The organism is Actinospineispora acaciae DSM 45401 (assembly GCF_000620785.1).
GTDB lineage: Bacteria > Actinomycetota > Actinomycetes > Mycobacteriales > Pseudonocardiaceae > Pseudonocardia > Pseudonocardia acaciae.
Genome location: NZ_JIAI01000006.1, coordinates 123730 through 138516, shown reverse-complemented (window position 1 = coordinate 138516; position 14787 = coordinate 123730). Strand labels below are relative to the sequence as shown.

The 14787-nt window shown below is 70.8% G+C and carries 11 protein-coding genes; 6 read left to right on the top strand and 5 right to left on the bottom strand.

Going from position 1 to position 14787, the window contains the following annotated elements; translation table 11 throughout:
* Nucleotides 1–284: 284 nt before the first annotated feature.
* A complete protein-coding gene (locus N912_RS54725) occupies nt 285–1682 on the bottom strand; it encodes an NsdA family TPR-like regulatory protein (protein ID WP_156994027.1) in 1398 nt (465 codons plus the stop codon).
* 1075 nt (nt 1683–2757) lie between these two features.
* Complete coding sequence (locus tag N912_RS0126210; protein WP_425415323.1) at nt 2758–4287, bottom strand: helicase HerA-like domain-containing protein; 1530 nt, start codon at nt 4285–4287, stop codon at nt 2758–2760.
* A gap of 78 nt (nt 4288–4365) precedes the next feature.
* Here N912_RS0126210 and orn point away from each other — a divergent pair, with 78 nt between their 5' ends.
* The 4 genes from orn (at nt 4366) to N912_RS54720 (ending at nt 7707) form a co-directional block, all read left to right on the top strand.
* A complete protein-coding gene (orn, locus tag N912_RS0126205; protein ID WP_028924725.1) occupies nt 4366–4986 on the top strand; it encodes an oligoribonuclease in 621 nt (206 codons plus the stop codon).
* 162 nt (nt 4987–5148) lie between these two features.
* Complete coding sequence (locus N912_RS0126200; protein ID WP_028924724.1) at nt 5149–6048, top strand: LysR family transcriptional regulator; 900 nt, start codon at nt 5149–5151, stop codon at nt 6046–6048.
* A 54-nt stretch (nt 6049–6102) separates the two neighbouring features.
* Nucleotides 6103–6639: a DUF6817 domain-containing protein gene (locus N912_RS0126195; protein WP_028924723.1), complete on the top strand. Its 537-nt coding sequence runs from the start codon at nt 6103–6105 to the stop codon at nt 6637–6639.
* A 69-nt stretch (nt 6640–6708) separates the two neighbouring features.
* Nucleotides 6709–7707: a right-handed parallel beta-helix repeat-containing protein gene (locus tag N912_RS54720; RefSeq protein ID WP_051580818.1), complete on the top strand. Its 999-nt coding sequence runs from the start codon at nt 6709–6711 to the stop codon at nt 7705–7707.
* 18 nt (nt 7708–7725) lie between these two features.
* Here N912_RS54720 and N912_RS63755 read toward each other — a convergent pair whose 3' ends face one another.
* Both N912_RS63755 and N912_RS0126180 read right to left on the bottom strand, forming a co-directional pair.
* The gene (locus N912_RS63755; RefSeq protein ID WP_156994025.1) at nt 7726–8634 is read right to left on the bottom strand and encodes a hypothetical protein; all 909 of its coding nucleotides are present in this window, start codon (nt 8632–8634) and stop codon (nt 7726–7728) included.
* Between the two features lie 272 nt (nt 8635–8906).
* On the bottom strand, nt 8907–10487 hold the full coding sequence (locus N912_RS0126180; RefSeq protein ID WP_028924722.1) for a PucR family transcriptional regulator: 1581 nt from the start codon (nt 10485–10487) through the stop codon (nt 8907–8909).
* Nucleotides 10488–10578: 91 nt separating this feature from the next.
* Here N912_RS0126180 and N912_RS0126175 point away from each other — a divergent pair, with 91 nt between their 5' ends.
* A complete protein-coding gene (locus tag N912_RS0126175; protein ID WP_028924721.1) occupies nt 10579–12072 on the top strand; it encodes a CoA-acylating methylmalonate-semialdehyde dehydrogenase in 1494 nt (497 codons plus the stop codon).
* A 17-nt stretch (nt 12073–12089) separates the two neighbouring features.
* Complete coding sequence (locus N912_RS0126170; RefSeq protein ID WP_028924720.1) at nt 12090–13469, top strand: aspartate aminotransferase family protein; 1380 nt, start codon at nt 12090–12092, stop codon at nt 13467–13469.
* Here N912_RS0126170 and N912_RS0126165 read toward each other — a convergent pair.
* Nucleotides 13450–14679: an MFS transporter gene (locus N912_RS0126165; RefSeq protein ID WP_028924719.1), complete on the bottom strand. Its 1230-nt coding sequence runs from the start codon at nt 14677–14679 to the stop codon at nt 13450–13452. The genes N912_RS0126170 and N912_RS0126165 overlap by 20 nt on opposite strands.
* Nucleotides 14680–14787 lie beyond the last annotated feature (108 nt).

Here is a 14787-nt window from a genome sequence, read left to right as displayed (position 1 = left end):
GATCAAGGCTTGGCGCATGACCCTTTCTGCGTAGACTCTGTCCACACTTTCGTCTTCGGCGATCCTTCCCGCGAGCCGGTCAAATAGTCCGGAATCAACCATCTCGGCCGGATCGACTACTGGCCGCATCTCCTCCGTGACTGACATTGCGAAACCACCCCACTATTCCAGCACGCATCAATCAGCATCGACGGCTAGCGGATTAGACAATCGCCGTCGACGATGAAAATGATGAATGCTATTGTGTTCCAACTTCGACTGTCGTATCGGATAGCTCCCCGCACCTAGGCCCGGGAAGGTCCGATAAGATCACCGAACTTAGCGTCAAACTCCTGCACATTCGAGATCCGAGAATAAGGTGCAGCGGCCGCGCGGAACTCGGCCAGCCTTCCGGCCGCGCTTGGGGAGTCCAAACGGCGTATCAGAGTTCCGGCTTCCGAGGCGGTACCGCATGCCTGCTCCACGGCTCCGGCCTTAAGCCGCGCCGTTGCCAGATGACATAGCCATCCGGCGCGATCGCGAGTGAATTTCGGGTCCAGCAAAGCGATTGTGCGCCGTAGGTGCGGTTCGGCCTCTGCCGGCTTGTCTAGAGTCAGTAATGACTGACCTGCGATGCCGTGTGCGTCTGCTTCGGTGAACCAATAAATCCACTCCGGCTCGTGTTCAGGTATGGCCTCTGACAATCGCTCGAACGCGCGCTCCTGGGCGTGCCGCGCGATGTCGGGTTCACCCGCGTACGCGGCGCCGAGCGCCATCCGCGCGTGCAACGAGGCCGCGACGACGGGGGTCAGCTCAGGCTCAGCTTTGAGCGCCGTTTCGGCGAGCGTGATCGAGTCCCTCGGAGATTCCGAGAACGCGGCCTCAATGCTCATGAACCCGAGAATGTTCGCACCTATCGCGCGGTCACCACTCAAATGGGCAGATCGAACGGCGGCCATGAAGAACCGCTGCGCCAAGGCGGGCTGTTTCGAATCAGAAGCGAGCCAGCCAGCCAACCGCCCTAGCTCGGCTGCTACCGCATACAACCGGCGCCCGACATCGTCGTGGTATGCGGAGTTCCGCAGCATCGACACGACCAACCGGAGGTCTTCCCGAACCGCGGGCAACAAGGTGCCGCCACCGAGGGCATCGTCCATCCGACGCCTGGCCGCGACAACGCCCTCCAGGTCATCCACCACAGCGTGATCAACTCGCTTGCCGAGCAAGGACGCCGCGACTCGTGCCGGATCGAACAGCCACTGATGAGCGACCGCCGTCAACGACAGCCCTGTGAGCGCAAGGAAGTGACGCCGTTCCATGAGGTCAGCATCCACTACCTGAGCCAGCGCGGCCACCGCTCCAGCGGTGTTCCACACGTCAGCGAAGCCATCGTCAGCGGGGACGTAGCTCAGCGAGCCTGGCGAAGCCCAACCGAATGTGTCCGGCTTGACCTGCTGACCAAGCCGCTGATGCAGCAGATGGCACACCAGCGCCGGCCAGGGCTCACGAGGGACGCGTGGCGTGGCCCGGGTGCCCTCGGCGTACACCCAGCGGCGCGGCGTACGACGGTGCACGTGTGCACGTAATCTCAGAGCCGCGCCAAGCTCGTTGAGCCGATCGCCCAGGTTCTCAGGGGTCCAGCCCGCTCGGGCTAGCAGTCGCTCTAGCGCGACGTTGCACCGGCCGTTCTCGTCGTGTGTCACCGACGCTCCCTAACGCTGATGGGTACGGCATCGCTGGCTCGACCGTAGCCCTGGTGCGCCCACGACAGACCCAAGTGCGCGAAGTGTGTACTCCGAACCGGCAGGTCACGGCGGCGCTCAGGCCGAAGATGTTGACCATGAGCGACGCAGCTCGACAGCCCTTGCACTCTCATTCCAGCCGCACCCGCGTGACCAAACACCGTGCCGCTCGGCCACTCAAACGAAAACAATCACGCCTGACCGATTACGGGAAGCTGACCTTGGACGATGACCTGCGCTACTGGCTCGCGCGGTGGTCTGGCTGGCGCGCGGTCACGGTGACACGGAGGCATCGCCATGTGTAGCCGCCCGCGGATGGCGCGCCTCGGCGCGGTGCTCTGGCGCGATCTTGCTCGACGCTGGTTGCGACGATCGGCTGCGCAAGGCGTGCTGCCACTGCCGCCGTGCGCGCCAGAAAAGCTTGGTCAGAGTGCGCTTCCGTGCTCCCGTGATCGGCTGATCCACTCGGTGGAAGGCCACCGAATGCGTGAGATGTTCGAGGCTGGCGGTTGGGGCACGGTACGCGCTGTGTGTGGCCGGCAGATTCTTCCAGACATCTACCTGTCCGGGACCGAAGAACTCTGCGAACCCTGCCACCCGAATGGAGCGCCCAGACCAGCGCCGGGAAATCCCCTTCACCGAGAACTGAGACGACACTACTCCGCCGGTCAGAGAGGAAACAGGCCAATGGATATGATTAGCGGTGACGTGCTCGACGAGGCAACAGAACTTTTTCATGCCGCGCTGGACAAGTATGTCAATAGCCTCATGCACGGGCGTGAGGGTGATTGGGTGGACGGTAGCGCCGAGGCCGTTGTAGAGGCCCTGCTATTGGACGGGTGGCGTCTGCCAGAGTCGGAGTCACAGTCGGCGAGGGCGATGCCCTGAGTGGGTCGGACGGACCATCCCAGGCTCGGCGGCGGCGGACCCGGCGGCGGCCAACACCGTCGCGTTCTTCGCGCTGGCCGCCGTGATGACGGCCGCCACCCTCCTCGCCGCGCGCATCCCCAACCAGCGCGGCCGCTGGTAGATCCGCTCAGCGCCGCCGGGTGCCGAACAGCCCCCGGGTGATCTCCCGCCCGGCGGCGCTGGCCGCGGAGCGCAGGAACGACTTCACCGCCGGGTTGGAGAAGATCTGCTCGACCATGCCGGCCTCCTCCTTCTCCGGCCTGGGCACCTCAGGCGGGCGCTCCACCGGCGCCTCGGGCGGTGGCGCCTCGGCGATCTTGGCGGTGAGCTTCTCGTACGCGGACTCGCGGTCCACCGTCTCGCCGTACTTGCCGTACAGCGGCGACCCCTGCGCCGCCGCCCGGATCTCGTCCGCCCCGATCGCGGCCATCAGCGAGCGCGGCGCGCGCAGCCGCGCCCAGGCCACCGGCGTCGGCGCGCCCCGCTCGGAGAGCACGGTGACGATCGCCTCGCCGATGCCCAGCGAGGTCAGCGCCTCGTCCAGCTTGTAGTGCGGCGTGGTCGGGTAGGTCTTGACGGTGCGGGCCAGCGCCTTCTGGTCGTCCGGGGTGAACGCCCGCAGCGCGTGCTGCACCCGCGCGCCGAGCTGGGAGAGCACGTCGTTGGGGATGTCGGTGGGCAGCTGGGTGCAGAAGAACACGCCGACGCCCTTGGACCTGATCAGCTTGACGGTCTGCTCGATGCGGTCCAGGAACGCCTTGGACGCGTCGGAGAACAGCAGGTGCGCCTCGTCGAAGAAGAACACCAGCTTGGGTTTGTCCAGGTCGCCGGCCTCGGGCAGGTGCTCGAACAGCTCGGCGAGCAGCCACATCAGGAACGTGGAGAACAGCTTCGGGTTGGTCTGCTCCTCGGACAGCTCCAGCAGTGAGATGACGCCCTTCCCGTCGACGACCTTCATCAGGTCGTTCGGGTCCAGCTCGGGCTCGCCGAAGAACTTCTCCCCGCCCTGCGCCTCCAGGTTCACCAGCGCGCGCAGGATCACCCCGGCGGTCGCCGACGACACCCCGCCGATGCCCTTCAGGTCGGCCTTGCCCTCGTCGCTGGTCAGGTGCTGGATGACCGAGCGCAGGTCCTTGGTGTCCAGCAGCGGCAGCTGGCGCTGGTCGGCCCAGTGGAAGATCAGCCCGAGGGTCGACTCCTGGGTCTCGTTGAGCCCGAGCACCTTGCTCAGCAGGATCGGGCCGAACTGGGTCAGGGTGGCCCGGATCGGGACGGCCGAGCCCTTCTCCCCCAGCGACAGGAACTCCACCGGGAACGCGGTGGGCGCCCAGTCGTCGCCGACCTCCGCGGCGCGCGCGGTGATCCGGTCGTTGCTCGTGCCGGGGCGGGACAGGCCGGAGAGGTCGCCCTTGATGTCGGCCATCACCACCGGCACGCCGGCCGAGGAGAGCTGCTCGGCCAGGTTCTGCAGGGTCTTGGTCTTGCCGGTCCCGGTGGCGCCGGCGACCAGGCCGTGGCGGTTCAGCATGGCCAGCGGGATGCGGACCCTGGCCGACGGGTCGGTCTTGCCGTCCAGGTAGACGGTGCCCAGCTCGATGGCCGCGCCGGTGGTCGCGTACCCGGCCGCGATCTCTTCTGTTGCCTTCTCCGCCACGATCGTTCGACCTCCGCCGGTACGCGTGTCCGGGTGCTATACCCCCGCTGCCCGGGGAGCCTAGCCAACTAAGGTGGCGGGGTGAATGACCGTCTGGTGTGGATCGACTGCGAGATGACCGGCCTGGACATCGGCTCCGACGTACTGATCGAGATCGCGGCGCTGGTGACCGACAGCGAGCTGCGGGTGCTCGGCGACGGGGTCGACGTGGTGATCCACACCGACGAGCCGAAGCTGGCGGCCATGGAGCCGGTGGTGCGGGAGATGCACGAGCGGTCGGGGCTGACCGAGGCGGTGAAGGCGTCCACCGTGACCGTGGCCGAGGCCGAGCGCGCGGTGCTCGACTACGTGCGCAAGTTCGTGCCCGAGCCGAAGTCCGCGCCCCTGGCCGGCAACTCCATCGCCACCGACCGGGCGTTCCTGGCCAGGGACATGCCCGAGCTGGACGGCCACCTGCACTACCGGATGGTGGACGTCAGCTCGATCAAGGAGCTGTGCCGCCGCTGGTACCCCCGGATCTACTACGCCAAGCCGGAGAAGGGCCTGGCCCACCGCGCGCTGGCCGACATCGAGGAGTCGCTGCGCGAGCTGCGCTACTACCGGGGCACCGCGTTCGTGCCACAGCCCGGCCCGAGCACCGACGAGGCGCGGCTGGTCGCGTCCGAGGTGATCGCGGCGCCGATGCGTCCCGCAGAAGACTGAGGGTCGACACCCGGCCGCGGCGCCGCCGTGCCGGTGATCCGGCGTGCGCGGCGGCCGGGTTGCCGCCCGTCAGGTACCGGCGGGCTCCATGCTCGGTCGCGCCAAGGTTCTAAGTCAATCCTCGGGTTTTCTTGCCGTTCTCCTCGTTCTAGCTTGGGGAACATGACGCTTGATGACCTCCGCGTGTTCGTCGCCGTGTGCGAGGCGGAGAACCTCAGCGCGGTCGCGCGCGGCCTGTCGTGCACCCAGTCGGCGGTCAGCCAGCACATCAAGCGGCTGGAGCGCGAGCTGGGCCTGGTGCTGCTGGAGCGGCGCCCGCGCGGCGTCGTCCCGACCGGCGCCGGGCGGGTGCTCTACCGCGCCGCCGCCGACGGCATCGCCGGCCTGACCGACGCCGCCCGCCAGCTCGACGAGCTGCGGCGCGGGGGCGGCGGCACCGTGCGGATCATCACCGGCGCCACCAGCGTGCGGCACTTCATGGCCGACGCGGTGGCCAGCTTCCGCGCGAAGTACCCGGACGTGGCGCTGGAGTTCCAGACCGAGAACGCCAGCCGCAACTGCATCGACGCCGTGCACTCCCACCACGCCGACCTGGCCTGGATCACGGTCGGCGCGCCGATCGAGGCCGTGGAGCAGCGCCCGGTCCTGGAGCTGCCGTGGGTGCTGGCGGTCCGCCGCGACGACCCGCTGGCCGCCCGCGAGACGATCCACCCGGCCGACCTGGCCACGATCCGGCACATCCAGCTCCCGGAGAACTCCACCTCGCGGCGCGCCCTGGACGAGCACCTGGCCGGCCACCACATCCGGCTGGCCTCCTCCACCAGCGTCGCCGACTGGGACACCGCGCTGCTGCTGGCCGAGCTGGGCCTCGGGCACGCGATAGTGCCCGCGCTGCCGGCCTGGCGGCGCGGCGGCCACGACACCGTGCGGCTCATCCCCATTCCCGAGCTGCCCGCGCTGACCGCCGGCTGGGCGACCCGCCAATGGAAAGCGCTCAGCCCGCTCGCCGCCGCATTCGCCGATACCGTCGTCACCGCGCTCGAAGAGAACACTTGGGCATAACCAAGAAAACCCTAGGCTTGACCGGGAATTCGACGAAAGCAATCATCGTCCGCAATGGAAAAAGACGCCGTTGACCTCCTCCGCCGCCTCGGCGCGGACACGATCGAGCACCCCGGCGGCACCCTGCTCGCCCACCTGCGCCGGGTGGCCGACCTACTCGGCGACTGGGGCGCCCGCCCCGCGTTGCGGCTGGCAGGGCTGTGTCACGCCTGCTACGGGACCGACGGGTTCGGCGCCGCGCTGCTGCCCGTCACCCGCCGCGACGAACTGGCCTCCGTGATCGGCGCCGACGCGGAGCGACTGGTGTATTTCTACGGCAGTTGCGACCGGAAGGCGTCCTATCCCGGCCTGACCGATGCCGACGGCATTTTCCGCGACAGGTTCACCGGCGCCGAGTTCCGGCCCGGCGCGCAACAACGCCGGGATTTCGCCGAACTCACCGTCGCGAACGAGATCGATGTGCTCCGGAACAGCGAGGAGCTACGGGAAAAGTTCGGCTCGGAGCTGCTCGCGCTGTTCTCCCGCCTCCGGCCGCTGTTGAGCGACGCCGCCCTGCGTGAGTGCGAGTTCGGGGGTCAACCTACCGGGTGAGATTCACATCTCGCGCACAGCTCGTCGACCTACGCTGCCTCTCGGGGGGTCAACGAACCCGGAGTTCCCATGCGCGTGCTCGTTCGGCGGCCGATCCGGCGGTTCCTCCTGGCCGCGTTCGGGGCGCTGCTGCTGGCCGGCTGCGGCATCGGCGGGCCGGAGGCGCCGGTGGTCCGCCCGCCGGCGTCCGGCGCGACCAGCCCGGTGCAGGCCACCGCCCCGGACGGCAGGGGCGCGGTCCGCCCGCTGCCCGCGCCCACCTGCACCACCACCGTCCAGACCCCCGACGCCCTCGAGCTCACGCTCGCGACGGTCGCCCCCGGCGCGAAGGTCTGCCTGCTCGGCAACCTCGGCGGCGCGCGGCTCACGGTCAGGACGTCCGGCACCGCGCAGGCACCGATCCAGATCTTCGGCGACGGCCAGACGGCGGTGCACGGCGTCACCGTGGAGGGCAGCTTCGTCACGATCTCCGGCGTCAACGTGCTCAACCCCGACGCCCCCGGCATCTCACTGGCCGGCGACAACATCACCGTGGAGAACTCCACGTCGATCTCCCCGCGCGGCGACGACGGCGACGCCCTGCGGTTCTGGGGCAACAACATCACGATCCGGCACAACACCATGCGCGACACCCGCAACCTGAACGGCGCGCACGCCGACTGCATGCAGACCTTCGCCACCGACGCCGACCACGCGGCCAGCCAGCACATCGTGATCGACGCCAACCGCTGCGAGCAGATCGACAACACCTGCCTGATCGTCGAGGGCCCGCACAGCCTCGCCGGCGACGGCAGCGGCGTCGGCGCCACCTCCGACATCACCTTCACCAACAACTACTGCCAGAACCACGCCGGCGAGGCGCTGCAGATCGACGACGCGCAGAACCTGACGATCACGAATAACGAGATCGCCAGCGACCAGATGGACCACGCGTTCGCGCTGCAGAACAGGTCGACGGGCGCGAAGGTCAGCGACAACAAGGTCAGCTCGCAGCTCAACTACGAGGTGGGCCTCGACGAGTCCTCCGCCGCCGGCTACCAAGGCCCGCAGCCAACCGGCCACCCGTAGCGTCGTGACCGTGCTCGGCTACGGGGTCTTCGCGACCGGGCGTTCGGGGCCGGGGATGTTGCAGGTGTCGTCGGCGAAGATCGGGCCGGTGATGACGGGCAGGCCGGGCGGGGGGTTGTAGTAGGCCTGGACGCGGTGGGCGGTGAAGCGTGCCATGCAGTCGTCGGTGGCGGCGCGGGTGCCGTCCCGGCCGTCGATCCACACGTCCAGGTGGCCGTCGTCGCCGGAGGGCACCGCGCCGGCGCCGGTGTCCTCGACGATGACGTAGCGGGCGAGCGTGGGCAGGTAGAACTTGGAGCCCGGCGACCAGATGCCGCCGCCGGAACCGGCCACGGCCGCGGTGATCGGATCGTCGAAGGTGCCCTGGCCGCCGGCCATGCCGTGCAGCACCGGGTGGCTCACCTTGGACGAGCCAGGCGGGTTGTTGTCGTGCCAGGAGTAGCCGGTCAGCCAGACGCTGAACCGCTGGCTGGGCGGCTGGGCCGGGACGAGCTGTGGGTACGGCGGGCCGGCCGGCGGATACGGGTACACCGCGACCGGCGGGTAGGGCGGCCCCAGCGGGTACGGCGAACCGGGCGGGTACGGCGCCACCGGCGGATACGGCTCCGCAACGGCCGCGGACGGAACCGCCGGTGGTGGCGGCGCCTCGGCCGGCGCGGGCGCGGGCGCACCCGCCGGTGGGGCGGGGACGGCGAGCGCCGGGGACGGAACCGCCGCGCCCGGTGCCGGAGCCGCACCCGGCGGGGACGGGGCCGCGCCCGGCGGGAGTGGCGCCGGGGGGTCTGTCAGGAGGTCTGCGGTGTAAGCGATGTGAGCGACCACGCGGGCGGTCTGCGCGCCCGTGCCCGGCTTCGAGGTACGGCCGGTTCCATGGGCCGGCCAGGCCAGCGACAGGGCGAGCGCCAGCGACAGGGCGCTGACCCACACGGCGGCACCGAACCCACGCGCACGCCCGCGCACCCGAGGGCCGGACGCCAACAGTGCCGGCCGACCCGACGGCGGACCCGGCCGCGGCGCGGCCAGTCGTTGTTGCTCCCCGTAAGACACGGGCGTCCTCCCACCGAGCGACGACACACACGTCGCATCCACACCACAAGCAACCGCAGTCACTCACGAACCGCGCAATGATCACATATATCACCTCCTTAGGCGAGCCACGACACGCGAATCACTACCCTGCGTGACCCCCACAAGCGGCCCTACCCGCGCCCCCGGGCCGCCAGCAGCGCCACATGCAGGGACGTCCGCGACTCCGGGTCGTCCAGGTCCACCTGCAGGATCCGCTCGATACGTGCCAGCCGTTCGTACAGCGCCGGCCGGGACAGATGCAGCGCGCTGGCCGCCGCCGCCTTGTTCACGCTGGTCAGCGCGGCCCGCAGGGTGTCGTACAACGCCGTGCCGTGCTCGTCGTCGTAGTCCAACAGCGCCCCGACCTCGCGCTGCACGAACCGGTCGACCCGGTCGTCCTCCCCCAGCAGGTGCAACAGCCCGCGCAGGTGAACGTCCGCCAGCCGGTGATAAGGCCGCACCGGGTCGCTGGCCCGCAGCGAGGCAGCCACCTGCTGGGCCTCGGCGAGCGTCCGACCGGCCGCCTCGGGCCGCCGGGCCACCTCCCCCACCCCGAACCGCACCTCCGACCCGCCCGGCACCTCGGCCACCAACGCGGTCAGCAGCCGGTCCACATCGACGCCGGCCGGCAGCGCCAACAAAGCGAGCACGTCGTCGGCGTCCGGCGCGACCAGCGCGGGCTGCCGCCGGGCGCGCAGCGCGGCGGCCAACCCCGCGGCGGTCTCGACAATCAGGTCCGCAACCGAGGAGGCGCCCCGGTCCCTGGCCACCACCGGCCGGGCCGCGAGCCCGACCAGCGGCCCCCGGTCCAGCGGCACCCCCGCGCCGGCGCAGCGCTGCAGCAGCTCGTCGTCCACCGGCTGGTCGCGCAGCGTGGTGAGCAGCGCATGGTGGACCTGCTGCTCCATCGTGTCCCGGTGCCGCCCGTGCAACCGGTGCAAAGCCAGCGCCGCCGCGGCCCGCTCGATCAGCACCACGTGCCGGTGCGCCGGCGGGCGCGGAGTGAGCAGCACCAGCCGCCCCCAGTCGTCACCGCGCGAGCCCACCACCGTGACCAGCCAGCCCTCCCGCGCGTCGAAGTGCGTCCGGCTGGGCGGGGTGACCCGCCGCGACCGGGCCGCCCAGTCCCGCAGCAGCTCGGGCGCGCTCCGCCCCGCCGCGTTGTGCGCCAGCACCTGATGATGGAACGACTCCAACACCACCGGCAGCCCGCTGCCCTTGACCACCTCGGTGAGGATCTCGGCCGGACCGGCCTCCGCGACGGTCAGCGCGGTGAACGTGTCGTGGATCTGCTCGGCGGCCCGCAGCTCGACCACCTGGGCGTCCACGATGCTCTCCCCCACCGCCTGGATCACCGTGACGAAGCCGATCTCGCGGCGCAGCGCGACCAGCGGCAGCCCCACCCGCTCGCAGGTCTCGACCAGCGACCCGGGCAGGTCCGATGTCCAGCGCCGGCCCAGCTCCACCACCAGCCCGGCCACCCCGGCCCCGCTCAGCTCGCGCACATAGCGCGCCAGCCCGTCCGAGGGCAGCGCGATCCCGGTGACCAGCAGCAGCTCGCCGCCGCGCAGCAGCGGCGCGATGTCCGCCAGCTCCGCCGCGTGCACCCACCGCACCCGCCGCCCCAGCTCGCGCTCGCCGGCCAGCACGACCGGCTCGCCGCGCCGCAGCTCGGGCATCCGCAGCACCTCGGCGATGCTCGGCAGCGTCATGACGTAAACCCTTTACAGACCGTCGGACACAAGCGTCAACACCGACATTCTGTCACTGGCCGACGACCGCCGGGTGGTGTGCCATGAGGGCATGGCGGCGCACATCACGCACTGGATCAATGGCAAGTCCTGGACGGGCACGGCGGAGCGGTCCGGCGAGGTGTCCGACCCGGCCACCGGCGCGGTGGCCGCCTCGGTGGACTTCGCCGACGAGGCGACGGTGGACCAGGCGGTGGCCTCGGCGCGGGCGGCGTTCCCCGGCTGGCGGGACACCTCGCTGGCCAAGCGGGTGAACGTCCTGTTCGAGTTCCGCCGGCTGCTGGCCGAGCGGGCGCAGGACGTGGCCGCCGCGATCACCGCCGAGCACGGCAAGGTGCTCTCCGACGCGGCCGGCGAGGTGCAGCGCGGGTTGGAGGTCGTGGAGTTCGCCTGCGGCATCCCGCACCTGCTCAAGGGCGGCCACACCCGTGGCGCGGCGACCAACGTGGACGTGCACGAGGTGCACCAGCCGCTCGGCGTCGCCGCGGTGATCTCCCCGTTCAACTTCCCCGCGATGGTCCCGCTGTGGTTCGTCCCGGTGGCCATCGCGTGCGGCAACTCGGTAGTGCTCAAGCCCAGCGAGAAGGACCCTTCGGCGTCGCTGCTGCTGGCCGAGCTGTGGGCGCAGGCGGGGCTGCCCGCCGGGGTGTTCAACGTGGTGCACGGCGACAAGGTCGCGGTGGACCGGCTGCTCACCCACGACGACGTGGCGAGCGTGTCGTTCGTGGGCTCCACCCCGATCGCGCGCTACGTCTACGAGACGGCCAGCGCGGCCGGCAAGCGGGTGCAGGCCCTGGGCGGGGCGAAGAACCACATGGTGGTGCTGCCGGACGCGGACCTGAACCTGGCGGCGGACGCGGCGGTCAACGCCGGCTTCGGCTCGGCCGGCGAGCGGTGCATGGCGATCAGCGCGCTGGTCGCGGTGGAGCCGATCGCGGACGAGCTGGTCGCCAAGATCACCGAGCGGATCGCCGGGCTGAAGGTCGGCGACGGCCGGCGCAACGCCGACATGGGGCCGCTGGTCACCGCCGCGCACCGGGACAAGGTCGCCGGCTACGTGGAGGCCGGGGTGAGCGCGGGCGCCGAGCTGGTGGTGGACGGGCGCAAGCACCCGATCGACGGCGAGCCCGGCGGGTTCTGGCTGGGGCCGACGCTGTTCGACAAGGTCCGCACCGACATGTCGATCTACCGTGACGAGATCTTCGGGCCGGTGCTCTCGGTGCTGCGCGCGGGGTCGTTCGACGAGGCGCTCGCGCTGGTGAACTCCAACCCGTACGGCAACGGGACGGCGATCTTCACCAACGACGGCGGCGCGGCGCGCAAGTTCGAGGACGAGGTCGAGGTCGGCATGGTCGGCATCAACGTGCCGATCCCGGTGCCCGTCTCGTACTACTCCTTCGGTGGCTGGAAGAACTCGCTGTTCGGCGACAGCCACGCCTACGGCCCGGACGGCGTGCACTTCTTCACCCGCACCAAAGCGGTGACGACCCGGTGGGTGGATCCCTCGCACGGCGGGATCGACCTCGGTTTTCCTCGGAACAGCTGACAGGAGGGTTCGATTCGATGAGTTCCACTCACGACGCGCTGCAGGGGTCGGCCGCCGAGCACCTGATGTTGCACTTCTCGCCGCAGCAGGTGAACGACCTGCTGGTGCTGGAGCGCGGCGAGGGCCCGTACGTCTACGACACCAAGGGCCGGCGCTACGTCGACGCGCTGTCCAGCCTGTTCTGCGCGCAGCTGGGCTACTCCTACGGCGAGGAGATGGCCGCCGCCGCGTCCGCCCAGCTCACCACGCTGGCGTTCAACACCAACTGGGGCACCGCGCACCCGCGCGCGATCGAGCTGGCCGAGCGGGTCACCTCGCTGGCGCCCGAGGGCATGACCAGGGCGTTCTTCACCAACGGTGGCTCGGAGTCGGTGGAGGCGGCCTGGAAGCTGGCCCGCGAGTACCACTTGGCCACCGGACAGCCCCGGCGCACCAAGGCGATCGCGCGCGACATCGCGTATCACGGCGTCACGCTGGGCGCGCTGTCGTTCACCGGCGTGGAGCGGTTCAAGGAGCCGTTCGGGCGGGCCCCGATCGACGTCACGCACGTGTCCGCGACCAACGCGTTCCGCGCCCCGGACGGCGACGACCCGGAGGCGTTCCGCGACCGGCTGCTGCGTGAGGTGGAGGAGGCCATCCTGGCCGCCGGCCCCGACGAGGTGGCGCTGATCATCGCGGAGCCGGTGCAGAACGCCGGCGGCTGCCTGGTCGCGCCGCCCGGGTACTGGCGCGGGCTGCGCGAGCTGGCCGACCGCTACGGCGCGCTACTGATGGCCGACGAGGTGATCACCGGGTTCGGCCGGCTCGGCGAGTGGTTCGGCATCTCCCGCGAAGGCGTCGCGCCGGACCTGATCAGCGTGGCCAAGGGCATCACCTCGGCGTACGCCCCGATGGGTGCGGTGATCGCGGGCGAGCGGGTGGTGGCGCCGCTGCTGGAGAGGAAGGCGGCGTTCCGGCACGGCATCACGTTCGGCGGCCACCCGGTCAGCGCCGCGATCGCGCTGCGCAACATCGACATCTTCGAGCGCGACCACGTGCTGGAGAACGTGCGCGGGTTGGAGGCGCACTTCGCCGAGCGGCTGCGCGAGCTGCTGAAGGTGCCGATCGTCGGGGACGTGCGCGGCGCCGGGTTCTTCTGGGCCATCGAGATGGTGCGCGATGAGGCGAACACGCCGTTCGACCAGGCCGAGCGGGACAAGCTGCTGCGCGGGTTCCTGCCCGACCGGCTGCGCGAGGCGGGCGTCATCGCCCGCGCCGACGACCGGGGCGACAGCGTGCTCCAGCTCGCCCCGCCGCTGATCAGCGACCGCGCCGTGCTGGACGAGATCGTCGACGCGGTCGGCAACGTGCTGGTCGACGCCAGCGCGCACATGGGCATCAAGGAGCTCGTCGGCTGATCCCGTCCATCGGCTCGCGCCACGGCAGCACCAGCGCCGTGGCGACGAGCAGCGCCCCGGCCACCGCGATGGCGGCCCGGGCGCCGGTGAGGCTGGCCAGGATGCCCCAGCCCGCCGTGGCCACAGCCGTGGCCGCGCGCGAGCCGAGCCGCCACGCGGTGAGCACCCTGGCCAGCTTGCCGTCCTCGGTGCGCTGAAGCCGGGCCGTTGCGAGCACCGGGACGAACACGCCCATGCAGACGATCGTCGCCGCCTCCACGCCCATGACCAGCAGCAGTCCGGGCAGCCCCGGGCCGGTCAGGGCCAGCCCGCCGATCCACAGCGCCCGCGCGACCCCGAATCCGAGCAGGATCCGCCGCTGCCCGAACCGCTCGGCCAGCGGCCGGGCCAGGCGCGCGCCCGCGATCCCGCCCAGGCAGGGCACGCCGAACGCGAGCCCGTACTCCAGCGGCGTGAAGCCCAGGTCGTGCAGCATCAGGTAGGCCAGCAGCGGCGCCGTCGCCATGATCAGGGCGCCCACGAGCAGGTTGTTGACGAACAGCAGCCGCAGCACCCGGTCGGCGGCGATCGCCCGCCAGCCCTCGGTGAGGTCCGCGAGCCGCGACCGCTCCGGTGCCCTGGCCGGGGGCGCCGGCTCCGGCGTGCCGATCGCGCGGACCCCGAGCGCGGAGAGCAGGTAGCTGACGGCGTCCAGCAGCACGGTGACCACCGGCCCCAGCACGCCGATCATCGCGCCGCCCAGCGGTGGGCCGATCGCCGTCGTGGTCCAGGTGACGCTCTCGAAGCGGCCGTTGGCGGCCAGCAGGTGTTGGGCGGGCACCAGCGCCTTGAGGTGCGCGCCGCTGGCCCCGGTGAACACGATGTCCGCCAGCGTGACGACCACCGCGACCGCGAGCAGTTGGGCATAGGTCAGGACGCCCGCCAGGTAGGCGGCCGGCACCGTGAGCAGCACCAGGAACCTGGCCAGGTCCGCGCGGACCATCAGCGGCCGCTTGCGCTGGAACTCGACCCATGGTCCGAGGGGCAGCGCCAGCAGCGCCCCGGCGGCCCCGCTGGCGGCCGCGATCGCGGACACCTGGGCCGGGCTGGCACGCAGGGCCAGGATGGCGATCAGGGGGAACGCGTCGAACGCCAGCCAGGTGCCCAGCGAGCTGACCGCGTACGCCCGCCACAACCAGCCGAAGTCCCGCCCCAGCCCACCGCCCGCCATGCCGCTCCCCTCGGCCCGATCGAACTCCTACCGCACCGGGCCGACAAACAACCGACACGCGCCGCCCACAACCCTCGGTTGTCGGGTCACCCAGCGTGACGCCGCGAG

Bases quoted from the DNA above. Each gene is read 5' to 3' on its own strand.
- N912_RS0126200 (WP_028924724.1), top strand. From the start codon at position 5,149: ATGACGCTTGATGACCTCCGCGTGTTCGTCGCCGTGTGCGAGGCGGAG.
- N912_RS0126195 (WP_028924723.1), top strand. From the start codon at position 6,103: ATGGAAAAAGACGCCGTTGACCTCCTCCGCCGCCTCGGCGCGGACACG.
- N912_RS54720 (WP_051580818.1), top strand. From the start codon at position 6,709: ATGCGCGTGCTCGTTCGGCGGCCGATCCGGCGGTTCCTCCTGGCCGCG.
- N912_RS0126180 (WP_028924722.1), bottom strand. From the start codon at position 10,487: ATGACGCTGCCGAGCATCGCCGAGGTGCTGCGGATGCCCGAGCTGCGG.
- N912_RS0126175 (WP_028924721.1), top strand. From the start codon at position 10,579: ATGGCGGCGCACATCACGCACTGGATCAATGGCAAGTCCTGGACGGGC.
- N912_RS0126170 (WP_028924720.1), top strand. From the start codon at position 12,090: ATGAGTTCCACTCACGACGCGCTGCAGGGGTCGGCCGCCGAGCACCTG.
- N912_RS0126165 (WP_028924719.1), bottom strand. From the start codon at position 14,679: ATGGCGGGCGGTGGGCTGGGGCGGGACTTCGGCTGGTTGTGGCGGGCG.